The 13,707-nt window shown below is 77.0% G+C and carries 5 protein-coding genes; all 5 read left to right on the top strand.

From position 1 onward, the window contains the following. Positions 1–9: 9 nt before the first annotated feature. The 5 genes from AB0O40_RS12870 (at position 10) to AB0O40_RS12850 (ending at position 13,702) form a co-directional block, all read left to right on the top strand. The gene (locus AB0O40_RS12870) at positions 10–1,074 is read left to right on the top strand and encodes an alpha-hydroxy acid oxidase (protein WP_365039324.1); all 1,065 of its coding nucleotides are present in this window, start codon (positions 10–12) and stop codon (positions 1,072–1,074) included. Then, positions 1,071–2,381: a PLP-dependent aminotransferase family protein gene (locus AB0O40_RS12865; RefSeq protein ID WP_365039241.1), complete on the top strand. Its 1,311-nt coding sequence runs from the start codon at positions 1,071–1,073 to the stop codon at positions 2,379–2,381. Before AB0O40_RS12870 ends, AB0O40_RS12865 begins: the two co-directional genes overlap by 4 nt. A gap of 55 nt (positions 2,382–2,436) precedes the next feature. Further along, positions 2,437–3,963, top strand: coding sequence for an AMP-binding protein (locus tag AB0O40_RS12860; protein WP_365039238.1), 1,527 nt, complete (start codon positions 2,437–2,439; stop codon positions 3,961–3,963). Positions 3,964–4,017: 54 nt separating this feature from the next. Then, entirely contained in the window at positions 4,018–5,745 is a 1,728-nt protein-coding gene (locus AB0O40_RS12855; protein ID WP_365039235.1) for a condensation domain-containing protein, read from the top strand. 67 nt (positions 5,746–5,812) lie between these two features. After that, positions 5,813–13,702 (top strand): amino acid adenylation domain-containing protein, encoded by a 7,890-nt coding sequence (locus AB0O40_RS12850; RefSeq protein ID WP_365039232.1) that lies wholly within the window; start codon positions 5,813–5,815, stop codon positions 13,700–13,702. The last annotated feature ends 5 nt before the right edge of the window (positions 13,703–13,707 follow it).

Below are 13,707 nucleotides of genomic sequence, written 5' to 3'. Positions count from 1 at the left end.
CCGGTCCGGCTGGCGGACTTCGCCGGTCCGGCCCGCCGGGCGCTGCCCCCGGAGGTCTGGGACTTCATCGAGGGCGGCAGCGGCGAGGAGCTGACCCTGGCCGCAAACCGGGCCGCCCTGGACCGGATCCGGCTGGTCCCCCGCGTCCTGTCGGGCGGCGGCTGCGACACCTCGGCCGGGCTCCCGGGCGCCCTGGCGGCCCTGCCCGTGGCGGTCGCGCCGATGGCGTACCAGCGGCTGCTGCACCCCGAGGGCGAGCTGGCCACGGCCCGTGCGGCGGCCGCCGCCGGGGTGCCGTTCACCCTGAGCACGCTGAGCAGCGTGCCGGTGGAGGAGGTCACCGCGCTGGGCGGGGTCACCTGGTTCCAGCTGTACTGCCAGCGGGACCCGCAGCTCACCGCCGACCTGGTGCGGCGGGCCGAGGAGGCCGGCTGCGCCGCGGTGATGGTCACGGTCGACGTCCCCTCGATGGGGCGCCGCCTGCGCGACCTGCGCAACGGCTTCGCCCTGCCGGCGGACGTGGCGGCCGCGCACCTCGACCCGGCCACCACCCGCCGGGCCGCCGAGCGCCGGGCCGGTACCTGCGCGGTGGCGGAGCACACCGCCGAGTCCTTCGCCCGCACGCTGGGCTGGGACGACCTGGCCCGGCTGCGGGAGCAGACCGGACTGCCCCTGATCGTCAAGGGGATCCTCGATCCCGGGGACGCCGCGACCGCGGCCGCCCTCGGTGCGGACGCCGTCGTCGTCTCCAACCACGGCGGCCGCCAGCTGGACGGCGCGGTCGCCAGCGCGGACATGCTGCCCGCGGTCCGGGCGGCGGTGCCGCCGGCCTGCCGGCTGCTGCTCGACAGCGGGATCCGCGGCGGGACGGACGTCCTGAAGGCCCTGGCGCTCGGCGCCGACGGGGTGCTGCTGGGCCGCCCCGTCCTGTGGGGCCTGGCCGCGGACGGCGAGGCGGGCGTGTCCCGCGTCCTGGAGCTGCTGGCGGCCGAACTGCGCTCCGCACTGGAGCTGTCGGGCTGCGGCAGCCCCGCCGACGCCCCCTGGCTGACGACCCTGGGAGCGGGCCGATGACCCTGACCGCCGTGGCCCTGGACCGGGCCGATCTGCACGCGTCCCTCTCGGACCCGGCGCTGCTGTCCATGACCTTCCTGAACGAGATCGCGGGGCGGTTCCCCGAGGCGGTCTCCTTCGCCCCCGGCCGGCCCACCGAGGACTTCTTCGACCCGGCCGACCTGCACCGCTACCTCGACGCGTACATCCACCACCTCACCGCGGACAAGGGCTACGACGCGGCCGGGGTGCGGCGGGAGCTGTTCCAGTACGGCCGCACCAAGGGCGTGGTGCACGAGCTGATCGCCCGTCACCTCGAGGTGGACGAGGGCATCGTCTGCGACCCGGAGGCCGTGCTGGTCACGGTCGGCGCGCAGGAGGCCCTGTGGCTGGTGCTGCGCGCCCTGAAGTCCGGCCCGCAGGACGTGGTCCTGGCCCTGGACCCGACGTACGTCGGGCTGACCGGCGCGGCCCGGCTGCTGGACCTCCCGGTGCGCTCCGTCCCCGAGGGCCCCCGCGGGGTGCGCCCCGAGCAGGTCCGCGAGCGGATCCGCGAGGTCCGCGCCGCCGGCGAGCGGCCCCGGGCGCTGTACCTGGTGCCGGACTTCTCCAACCCGAGCGGCCACTCCCTGGGGACGCAGACCCGCCGCGCACTGCTGGAGGTGGCGGAGCAGGAGGACATCCTGCTGCTGGAGGACAACCCGTACGGGTACTTCCGGATGACCGAGGGCTCCCGGCCGCCGACGCTGAAGGCCCTCGACACCGGGCAGCGGGTGGTCTACCTGGGCTCGCTGTCCAAGACCTGCTTCCCCGGCGCCCGGATCGGCTTCGCCATCGCGGACCAGCGCGTCACGGGGGCGGGCGGTCCGGCCCTGCTGGCCGACGAACTGGCCCGGGCCAAGAGCATGCTGACCGTCAACACCCCGCCGGTGGCGCAGGCCTTGGCCGGCGGGATGCTGCTGGAGCACGACGGCAGCCTGCTGGCGGGCAACCGCCGCCAGATCGAGGTCTACCGGCGCAACCTGCGCGCTCTGCTCGAGGGGCTGCACCGGCGCTTCGCCGGGGTGCCCGGGGTCTGGTGGACGGCCCCCGCGGGCGGCTTCTTCGTCGTGGTCGACGTGCCGTTCCCGGTGACCGACGCCCTGGTCGAGGCGGCCGCCGTCCGGCACGGGGTGCTCTTCACCCCTATGCGCCACTTCAGCGACCACGAGCGGGCCCGGCGCCAACTGCGGCTCTCGTGCAGCTCCTTGGACCCGGACCGGATCGAGGACGGACTCGACCGGCTGGCGGCGCTGATCGACGAGCACGGCGCGGCCACCCATGGCTGAGCCCGCCGCCCCGCCCCTGCCCCCACGTCCCGCACCCTCCCCGGAAGGAACGTCCATGCACACCGACGACGCGCACGCACCGCGGCACTCGCTGGTCCGGTCCCTGATGCGCGCCGTCCGGCGCGACCCGGCGGCGGTGGCCGTCGTCGACCGCGGCACCGCCCGCACCTACGGTGAACTCGACCGGCTCTCCGCCGAGATCGCCGGCGGCCTGGCCGCCCGCGGCCTGGGGCCGCAGGACGTGCTCGCGGTCCACGGCGAGCGCTCCTGGGAGCGCTGCGCCGCGGTGCTCGGCGCCTGGCGGGCCGGCCTGGGCGTGGTCTGCGTCGACCCGGGCATGCCGGCGCCGCGGGCCGCCCGGATCGCCCGGCTCTGCGCCCTGCTGGTCCGCCCGGACCACACCCCGCCGACCGGTCTCGGCCCCGCCGAGGCCGCCTTCGGGGAACTGCGCGGCGCTCCCCTGGAGGAGCTGCGCGAGGGGACCGTCGGGTACGTCATCCCCACCTCCGGCTCGACCGGGGAGCCCAAGTCGGTGGCCGTGGCGCCGTCGGTGCTGGCCGCGCTCGGCGACTGGCACGTACGGCACTGGTCCCACGACCGCCCGCCGCACACCCTCCAGGCGGCCTCGATCGGCTTCGACGTGGGCTACGAGGAGATCGTCACCACCTGGCTGGCCGGGGCCGCGCTGGTCGTCGTCTCCGACGAGGAGCGCCAGGACCCCTTCGCGCTGATGGACCTGATCGGCGAACAACGCGTCGCCCGGCTGTTCCTGCCGGTGGTGGGGCTGCACGCGCTGGCCACGGCCGCCGTCTTCGACCCGGAGGCGATGCCCGACCTGCGGGAGATCGCGGTCGCGGGCGAACGCCTGGTCGTCAACTCCGAGGTGCGGGAGTTCTGCGCGGCCGCCGGGGTCGCCCTGGTCAACGAGTACGGGCCCAGCGAGACCCACGTGGTCACGCAGTACCGGCTGGACCCGCGGGAGGCCGCGTCCTGGCCCGAGCACCCGCCGATCGGCGGTGCCGTCGCCGGGGCCGAGCTGCTGCGCGAGGCGGACGGCGTGCTGCGGCCGTTCGGCGCGGGCGAGGAGGCGGAGCTGGTCGTGGGCGGCGGCAGCGTCGGCCTCGGCTACCTGGGCGACCCGGAGCTGACCGCGGCCCGCTTCCGGACCCTGCCGCACCGTGATGGCACCACTCGGCGCACGTACGCCACCGGCGACCTCGTCCGGTTCGACGGCACGGACTTCCACTTCGTGGCCCGGGCCGACGACCAGCTCAAGGTGAGCGGCTACCGGGTCGAGCCCGGCGAGGTGGAGGCGGTCCTGGGCGCGGTCCCGGGGGTCCGCCGGGCCGTGGTGGTGGCGGTGGAGGTCGCGGGCTCGCGCCGGCTCGCGGCCGTGTGGACCGGGACGGGGCCCGCCGGGCCCGGGCCCGGGGAGCTGGCCGCGGCGTGCGCGGCCCGGCTGCCCGCCTACATGGTGCCCCGGCACTTCCGGCCGGTGGAGGAGCTGCCGGTCACCGCCAACGGAAAGGTCGACCGGGCCGCGCTGCGGGCGCTGTTCGCCCCGGCCGGCGCCGCCGTCTGACAAGCCCGCGCGGGCCGCCCGAGGCCCGCACGGAGAACGAGAACGAGGAAGACCATGAGGGGAATCGACGTGACCGAGGCGGAGCGGATCCTGTGCGGTGTCCTGGCGGACCTGTTCGGGATCCCGGAGGTCGGCCCGCAGGACGGCTTCGTCCGGCTCGGCGGTGACAGCATCATCGCCGTGCAGGTGGTCGGCGCGGCCCGCCGGGCCGGGCTGCGCATCGCCGTCCGGGACGTACTGGCCCTGCCGGACGTGGCGGCCCTGGCCGCCGCCGCCCGGCCGCTGGCCCGGTCCCCCCGGCCGGGCGCCGACGACGGGGTCGGCCCGGTCCGGCCCACGCCGGTGATGCACTGGCTCGACGGCCGCGGCGGCCCCGCCGACCGGTACTACCAGTACCTGGTGGTCCGGACCCCGGCCGCACTGACCGAGGCGGCCGCGGCCGAGGTGTTCCAGGCGGTCCTGGACCGGCACGACATGCTGCGGGTGGTCCGGGAGGACGCCGGCTGGCGGACCCGCCCGGCCGGGTCGGTGCGCGCCGCGCAGTGGCTGCGCCGGGTGCCGGCGGAGGGCCGCGAGCCCACCGTCGAGGAGGTCGACCGGGAGGTGCGCGCGGCCCGCGACCGGCTGTCGGTGGCCGACGGGGTGATCGTGCAGGCCGTCTGGTTCGACGCCGGCCCCGGGCTGCCCGGAGCGCTGGCCCTGGTCGTCAACCACGTGGTCGTGGACGGGATCTCCTGGCGGGTGCTGACCGGCGACCTGGCCCGGGCCTGGGAGGCGGTGGCCGCCGGGCGGGCCCCCGCCGACGCGCTGGAGCCGGTGGCGACCTCGTTCCGCCGCTGGTCGGAGCTGCTGGCCGCGGAGGCGGCCGGGGCCCGGACCGCGGCCGAAGCCCCGTACTGGAGCCGGGTGGTGCGGCCGGGCGCGGGGATCGCGGGCCACCGCCCGCTGGACCCGGCCCGCGACCACGAGGACCGTGCCGGGCACCTCGTCCTGCGCCTGCCCGCGGCGACCTCCGGGCCGCTGCTGACCTCGGTCGCCGACCGGCTGGCAGCCGACGCCAACGAGGTGCTGCTGACCGGGCTCTCGCTGGCCCTGGCCCGGTGGCGGCCCGGTGCGGCGGAGGTCTTGGTGGAGCTGGAGGGCCACGGCCGGGAGGACATCGGCGCCGAGGCCGACCTCTCCCGCACGGTCGGCTGGTTCACCACCCTCTTCCCCACCCGCTTCGCCCTGGACGGCCTGGCCGCGGCGGACGCCGAGGACGGCGGACCCACCGCCGGCGAGGCGCTGCGGCGGGTGCAGCGGCAGCTGCGGGAGATCCCGCGCAAGGGCATCGGGTACGGCCTGCTGCGCCACCTGGACCCGGTCGCCGGCGCCGAACTCGCCGCGGCGGAGCCCGCCGGCCTCGGCTTCAACTACCTGGGCCGGCTGGGCGGTCCGGGCGGCGGGGACTGGCAGCTGCTGCCCGCCCACGGGGCCCGGCTCGACGCCCCCGGCCCGGGCATGCCGATGGCGCACGCCCTGGAGGTGAACGCCTTCGTCCTGGAGTCGGCGGACGGGCCGGTCCTGCACGCCGACTGGGCCTGGGCCGAGGGCGTCCACGACGGGGCGGACGTCCGGGCGCTGGCCGAGGGCTGGTTCCGGATGCTCGCCGCCCTGGTCCGGCACGCCGACCGCACCGTTCCCGCCGGCCCGGTCGCCGCCCCGCCGGCCACCGCCTTGACGCTCGACGCCATCGACCAGGACGAGCTGGACGACCTCGCCGCCTCCCTCGGCCTCCTCTGACCCCGCCCGGACCGCACCCCCGCCCCGCCGCCGCCCGCCGGCGGCATCCCAGAAAGCGACACCAGCCATGAACACCAGCCGGCCGGCCATCGAGGACGTGCTGCCCCTCTCCCCGCTGCAGGAGGGCATGCTCTTCCACTCCGGGTACGACGAGGACTCCAAGCACCTCTACATCGCCCAGTTCACCGTCGACCTGGACGGGGCGCTCGACGCGGACCGGCTGCACCGGGCCGCCGGGGAGCTGCTGCGCCGCCACGCCAACCTCCGGGTGGTCCTCACCCACCGCAAGAACGGTGATCCCGTCCAGGTGGTCCGCCGGGACCTGGAGCCGGCCTGGCAGCAGCACGACCTCGGCGGCCTGCCGGCCGGGGCGGCCGAGGAGCGGGCCGCGGAGCTGACGGAGGAGGACTGGGCGCAGGGCGTCGACAGCCGCCGCCCGCCGCTGCTGCGCTTCACCCTGCTCCGGCTGGCGGACGACCGCCACCGACTGCTGGTGACGGCCCATCACATCCTGTTGGACGGCTGGTCCTTCGGGCTGCTCTTCCGCGAGCTGTTCACCCTGTACGCGGGCGCCGAGCCGGAGCCGGTGCGGCCCTACCGGGAGTACCTGGCGCACCTCGCGCGCTGCGACCGGCCCGCCGCCCAGGAGGCCTGGCGCACCGCCCTGGCCGGTCTCGACGCCCCCGGCCGGATCGCGGACGGCACCGGCCGGGTCGCCCCGGGCGCCACCCCCGAGGACGTGGTGGTGCGGCTGGACGAGACGACGACGGCGGCGCTGACCTCGCGGGCCCGGAGCTGCGGGCTGCTGCTGACCAGCGTGGTCCAGGGCGCCTGGGCGGCGCTGATGGCCCGCACCACCGGGCAGCAGGACGTGGTCTTCGGCCTCACGGTCAGCGGCCGCCCCGCCGAACTGCCGGGTGCGGAGCGGATGATCGGCATGCTGATCAACACCGTGCCGGTGCGGGCCCGGATCGACCCGGCCGCCCCGCTGCGCCGGATCTGCGCGCAGCTCCAGGGGGACCGGGCGGAGCTGGTGGACCACGACCACCTGGGGCTGACGGAGATCCAGCAGCTGGCCGGCGCCCCGGCCGCCCTGTTCGACACGAACCTGGTCTTCGAGAACTTCCCGATGAGCGACTACGCGCTCGACCTGCCCGGTTTCGGCCTGGAGGCGCGGATCCGGTTCCGGGACACCACCCACTTCCCGCTGACCCTGGTGGTCGAGCCGGGCGCGGCGCTCGGGCTGCGGCTGAGCCACCACCCCTCTCTCGTCGGCACCGATCGGGTGAAGGAGCTGGGCGAGCGGCTGGTGCGCCTGCTGGAGCGCTGGACGGCCGACCCGGACGCGCCGCTGGAGGTGCTGGACGCGCTCACCCCGGCGGACCGCCGCCGGGTCCTGACCGAGTGGAACGACACCGCCGCCGCCCTCCCGGAGACCACGCTGACCGCGCTGCTCGCGGAGCAGGCGGCCCGGACCCCGGACGCCACCGCCGTGGTCTTCGAGGGGACCTCCCTGACCTACCGGGCGCTGGACGAGCGGGCGGAGCGGCTGGCGGACGTGCTCGCGGCCCGCGGCATCGGGCCGGAGAGCCTGGTCGCGGTCGCCGTGCCGCGCTCCCTCGACCTGATGGTCGCGCTGTGCGGGGTCCTCAAGGCGGGCGCCGCCTACCTGCCCCTGGACCCCGGCCAGCCCGCGGAGCGCAATCTCGGGATCATGGCCGACGCCGCCCCGGCGCTGGTGCTGAGCACCGGCTGGGAGGCGGCGGGGACGCCGACGCTGCGGCTGGACGCCCCGCTGCCCGCGGCCGCCCCGGCACCGCGGCCGGCGGTCCGCCCCGACCACCCGGCGTACGCGATCTTCACCTCCGGTTCCACCGGCCGCCCCAAGGGCGCGCTGGTCCCGCACCGGGCCATCGTCAACCGGCTGGAGTGGATGCAGCGGGAGTACGGCCTGGGGGCCGGGGACCGGGTGCTGCAGAAGACGCCGAGCGGCTTCGACGTCTCGGTGTGGGAGTTCTTCTGGCCGCTGCTGACCGGGGCGACCCTGGTGGTCGCCCGGCCCGGCGGCCACCAGGACCCCGCCTACCTGGCCGGCCTGATCGCCCGGGAGTCCGTCACCACCGCGCACTTCGTGCCGTCCATGCTCGACGTCTTCCTGCGCGAGCCCGCCGCGGCCGGCGCCCGCTCGCTGCGCCGGGTGATCGCCAGCGGCGAGGCGCTGCCCCCGCACACCCAGGACGCCTTCTTCCGGGTCCTGCCCGGCGCGGAGCTGCACAACCTGTACGGCCCGACCGAGGCCGCGGTCGACGTCACGCTCTGGCCCTGCCGGGCCGGGGACGCCGTGGTCCCGATCGGCCGCCCCGCCGCCAACACCCGTACGTACGTGCTGGACGGCCGGCTCGCCCCGGTGGCGCCCGGCACCGCGGGCGAGCTGTACCTGGCCGGCGTGCAGCTGGCCCGCGGCTACCTCGGCCGGCCCGCGCTGACCGCCGACCGGTTCGTGGCCTGCCCCTTCGAGCCCGGGGCCCGCATGTACCGCACCGGCGACCTGGTGCGCTGGCGGGCCGACGGCGTCCTGGAGTACCTGGGCCGCACCGACGACCAGGTCAAGATCCGCGGCTTCCGCATCGAGCCGGGCGAGGTCCAGAGCGCCGCCGCCGCCTGCGCGGGCGTCTCCCACGCGGCGGTCGTGGTCCGCGAGGACCGCCCGGGCGACCCCCGGCTGGTGGCGTACGTGGTGCCCGGCCCGGGCGCCGCGCCGACCCCCGCCGGGGTGCGCGCCGAGCTGGCCGCCGCGCTGCCCGAGCACATGGTCCCCGCCGTGGTGGTGCTGGACGCGCTGCCGGTGACGCCGAACGGCAAGCTCGACCGGCGGGCCCTGCCCGCCCCCGCCCTGCGCACCGGCGGCCGGACCGGCCGCACCGAGCGGGAGCGGATCCTGACCGGCCTGTTCGCCTCGGTGCTGGAGCTGCCCGAGGTGGGGGCCGACGACGACTTCTTCGAGCTGGGCGGCCATTCCCTGCTGGCGATGCGCCTGGTGGCCCAGGTACGCGGGGCGTTCGGCGCCGAGCTGGGCATCCGCGAGGTGTTCACGGCCCGGACCCCGGCCGCGCTCGCCGCGCTGCTCGACGGCGCGGGCCGGGCCCGGCCCGCCCTGACGCGGCAGGAGCGCCCGGAGCTGCTGCCGCTCTCCCCGGCGCAGCGCCGCCTGTGGTTCCTGGACCGGCTCGACGGGTCGAACCCGGCGTACCACAGCGCGGTCGCGGTCCGCCTGGACGGCCCGCTCGACGTGGCGGCGCTGCGCGGGGCGCTGGCCGACCTGGCCGAGCGCCACGAGATCCTGCGCACCGTCCACCCGGAGACCGGCGGCGAGCCCCGCCAGGTCGTCCTGCCGCCGGCCCCGCCGGCCCTGGAACTCCTCGACGCGGCCGACGCCCCGGCCGCCGCCGCCCTCGTCGCCGAGATCACCGGCCGCCCCTTCGACCTGGCCACCGACAGGCCCCTGCGGGCCGCGCTGCTGAGCGCCGGGCCCCAGGAGCACACGCTGGTGCTGGCCCTGCACCACATCGCCACCGACGGCGAGTCCTGGGGGCCGCTGCTGGCGGACCTGGCGCACGCCTACGCGGCCCGCACCGGCGCGGACCCGGACCCGGCCGCCCCGCTCGCCGTGCAGTACGCGGACTACACCCTCTGGCAGCGCGAGTTGCTGGCCGAGGTCGGCGCGGAGCAGCTGGCGCACTGGACGACCGCGCTGGCCGGGCTGCCCGAGGAGCCCGCGCTGCCCACCGACCGGCCCCGGCCCGCGGTGGCCGAACCGGCCGGCGCCGCCCTCGGGTTCGACCTGGACGCGGCCCTGACCGCGGAGCTGGAGGCGCTGGCCCGGGCGCACGGGTGCACCGTCTTCATGGTGCTCCAGGCGGCGCTGGCCGTGGTGCTGTCCCGGCTCGGCGCGGGCACCGACGTACCGATCGGGACGGTCGTCGCGGGCCGCACCGACGAGGCCCTGGACGAGCTGGTCGGCTTCTTCGTCAACACCCTGGTCCTGCGCACCGACCTCTCCGGCGACCCGACCTTCGCCGAGCTGCTGGAGCGGGTCCGGGACACCGACCTGGCCGCCTTCGCCCACCAGGACGTGCCCTTCGAGCAGGTCGTCGAGGCGGTCAACCCGCGCCGCTCCCTCTCCCACCACCCGCTCTTCCAGGTGGCGCTGACGATGCGCCGGGCCGCCGCCGCGGCCTCGCTCGAACTGCCCGGGGTGACCGCGGTCACCGCCGAGGTCGAGGTACCGCAGGCCGAGTTCGAGCTGGCGCTGCAGTTCACCGAGGCGGAGTCCGCGGGCGCCGGGCTGCGCGCGGTCGCCACGTACCGCACGGGCCTGTTCGACGAGGCCACCGTGCGCGCCCTCGTGGAGCGGCTGCAGGGGGTCCTGCACGCGGCGGTGCGCACCCCGCGCGGCCGGGTCTCGGCCCTGGAGGTGCTGCTGGAGCGGGAGCGCGAGCAGCTGCTCGACACCTGGCTGCCGGCGGGTCCCGGGCGGACCGCGGCGGGCGGCGTGCACCACGAGTTCGCCCGCCGGGCCGCCCTGCACCCGGACGCCGTGGCCCTGGTCGCCGGCCCGGACGAGATCACGTACGGGGAGCTGGACCGGCGCGCGGACCGGCTGGCCCGGCGGCTGGCCGGGTACGGGGTCGGCGCCGAGACCCCGGTCGGCGTGCTGATGGCCCGCTCCCCCGAGGTCGTGGTCGCGATGCTGGCCGTCCTGAAGGCGGGCGGGGCGTACGTGCCGCTGCACACCGGCTACCCGGCCGCGCGCATGCAGCAGGTGCTGGCCGACGCCGGCTGCCCCGTGCTGCTGGTCGACGAGGCCTTCGCCCCGCTCGGCCTGGAGTGCGCCTGCACGGTCCTGGTCACCCCGGCGGACACCGCCGCGGCGGACGGACCGGAGGCGGCGTTCCCGGCCGCGCCCTGCCCGCCCGGGCAGCTCGCCTACCTCATGCACACCTCGGGTTCGACCGGCACCCCCAAGGGCGTCGCCGTCACCCACCGGGACGTGCTGGACCTGGTGGCCGACCGGGGCTGGCACACCCGCGGCGCCGAGCGCGTCCTCTTCCACGCGCCGCACGCCTTCGACATCGCCGACTACGAGCTGTGGGTGGCGCTGCTGTCGGGCTGGCAGGTGGTGGTCGCCCCCGAGGGCGAGCCCACCGTCGCCGGACTGGGCGCGCTGCTCCGCGGGTCGGGCATCACCGCCGTGCACCTGACGGCCGGTCTGCTCCGGGTGGTCGCCGAGGAGGACCCCGGCCTGCTGGCCGGTGTCCGCGAGGTGCTGACCGGCGGCGACGTGGTCAGCCCCGCCGCGGTCCGCACCGTGCTGGCCGCCTGCCCGGACACCGTGGTCCGCCACCTGTACGGGCCCACCGAGGCGACCCTGTGCGCGACCTCCCACCTGATCACCGACGCGGCGGACGCCGACGGCCCGGTGCCCATCGGCCGCCCCCTGGACGGCACCCGCGCGTACGTCCTGGACGAGCGGCTGCGGCTGGTGCCGCCGGGCACCCCGGGCGAGCTGTACCTGGCCGGCGCCGGCGTGGCGCGCGGCTACCACGGGCGGCCCGCGGCCACCGCGGAGCGGTTCACCGCCGACCCGTTCGGCGCGCCCGGCACCCGCATGTACCGCACCGGCGACCTCGCCCGGTGGCGGGCCGACGGGCTGCTGGAGTTCCTCGGCCGGGCCGACGAGCAGGTCAAGGTCCGCGGCTTCCGGGTGGAGCCCGCCGAGGTAGAGGCCGTACTGGCCGGCTGCCCCGGCGTCCGCCAGGCCGTGGTGGCCGTGCGGGCCGCCGCGGACGGCGAGAAGCGGCTGGCCGGGTACGTGGTCGGGGAGGTCTCCGGACCCGCGGTGCGGCGCCGGCTGGAGCGGCTGCTGCCCGACTACATGCTGCCCTCCTACGTCCTGGTCCTGGACGCGCTGCCGCTGACCCCCAACGGCAAGGTGGACTACCGCGCCCTGCCCGAGCCCGCGCTGCCCGCCACCGGCGGACGGGCCCCCCGCACGCCGCGGGAAGAGATCCTGGCGGGGCTCTTCGCCGAACTGCTCGGCCTCGACGCGGTCGCCGCCGACGCGGGCTTCTTCGACCTGGGCGGCCACTCGCTGCTGGCGACCCGGCTGGTCAGCCGGATCCGTACGGCCCTGGGGGTCGAGCTGTCGCTGCGCGACGTCTTCCGGGCGCAGACCGTGGCCGCCCTCGCGGAGCTGGCCGGCAGCGCCGACCGGGCGCGGCCGCCGCTGCGGCCCGCGGAGCCCGGCCAGGGCGCCCCGCTGTCCTCGGCGCAGCACCGGCTGTGGTTCGCACACCAGGCCGAGGGCCCGTCCGACCACCACAACGTCCCCTTCGCCTACCGGCTGAGCGGTCCGCTGGACGCCGGGGCGCTGCGTGCGGCCCTGTGCGACGTGGTCGCCCGGCACGAGGTGCTGCGGACCGTCTTCGACGAGTGCGGGGGCGAGCCGGTGGCCCGGCTGCTGACGGGTGCGGCGGCCGAGGTGCCGCTGGAGGTCCGCGCCGTCGCGGAGCCCGGCGCGGTCGCGGCCGCGGTCCGGGAGGTGACGGGCCACCACTTCGACATCGCGGCCGAACTGCCCCTGCGGGCGCGACTGCTGGAGCTGGGCCCGCAGGAGTGGGTGCTGGTGCTGGTGGTCCACCACATCGCCACCGACGGCTGGTCCTGGGGTCCGCTCCTGACCGACCTGGCCACCGCCTACGCCGCCCGCTGCGCGGGCACGGCGCCCGAGTTCGAACCGCTGCCCGTGCAGTACCGGGACCACACCGTCTGGCAGCGCTCCGTCCTCGGCGCCGAGGACGACCCGGCCGCGCTGGTCACCCAGCAGCTCGCCTTCTGGGCCAAGGAGCTGGCCGGTTCCCCGGCCGAGCTGGACCTGCCCTACGACCGGCCGCGCCCGGAGGTCGCGGACTTCGCCGGCGGCTCCGTCCCCCTGGAGCTGGACGCGGAGCTGCACCGACGGCTCCTCGAACTGGCCCGGGAACACGACTGCACCCTCTTCATGGTCCTCCAGGCCGGCCTCGCCGTCCTCCTCTCCCGCCTCGGCGCCGGCACCGACCTCCCCATCGGCACCGTCGTCGCCGGCCGCACCGACGAAGCACTCGACGACCTCGTCGGCTTCTTCGTCAACACCCTCGTCCTGCGCACCGACCTCACCGGCGACCCCACCTTCACCGAACTCCTCCACCGCGTCCGCGAAACCGACCTGGCCGCCTACGCCCACCAGGACGTGCCCTTCGAGCGGGTGGTGCTGGCGGCGAACCCGGAGCGCTCGCTGGCCCGGCACCCGCTCTTCCAGGTGCTGCTCCAGGTCCAGAACGAGCCTCCCGCCCTGCCCCGCCTGACGGGCCTCACCGCCCGGCCGCACCCCGTCGAGTGGGCGGTGTCCAAGTTCGACCTCGGCGTGGACCTCGGGGAGCAGCGGGCCGCCGACGGCACCCCGCTGGGTCTGGCCGGTGAACTGACCTACGCCACCGAGCTGTTCGACCGCACGAGCGCCGAGCGGCTGGCGGCGGACCTGGCGCTGGTGCTGCGCGGCCTGACGGCCGCCCCCGGCCGGCCGGTCGGCTCGGTCGACGGCCCGGCCCCGCGCCCGGCCCCGGCGGCGCCCGCCGCCCCGGAGCCGGACACGGAACCGGGCGGCAGCACCGAGGACCGGGTCCGCGCCCTGTACGCCGAAGTCCTCGGCCGGGACGAGATCGGCCCGGACGACAACTTCTTCGCCCTGGGCGGCCATTCGCTGCTGGTCACCCGGCTGATCAGCCGGATCCGGGCCGAACTCGGCCGGGAGCTGAAGATCCGCCAGCTCTTCCAGCACCCGACCCCGGCCCGCACCGCCGCCCTGCTCGCCGACGCGCCCAAGGCCCGTCCCACGCTCCGCCGCACCACCGATGCCTGAGCCCG

It is taken from the genome of Streptomyces sp. NPDC089919 (assembly GCF_040684615.1).
Classification (GTDB): Bacteria; Actinomycetota; Actinomycetes; order Streptomycetales; family Streptomycetaceae; genus Streptomyces.
Note: the sequence above shows the minus strand (reverse complement) of the source record. Positions and strands in the feature narration are given on the sequence as shown.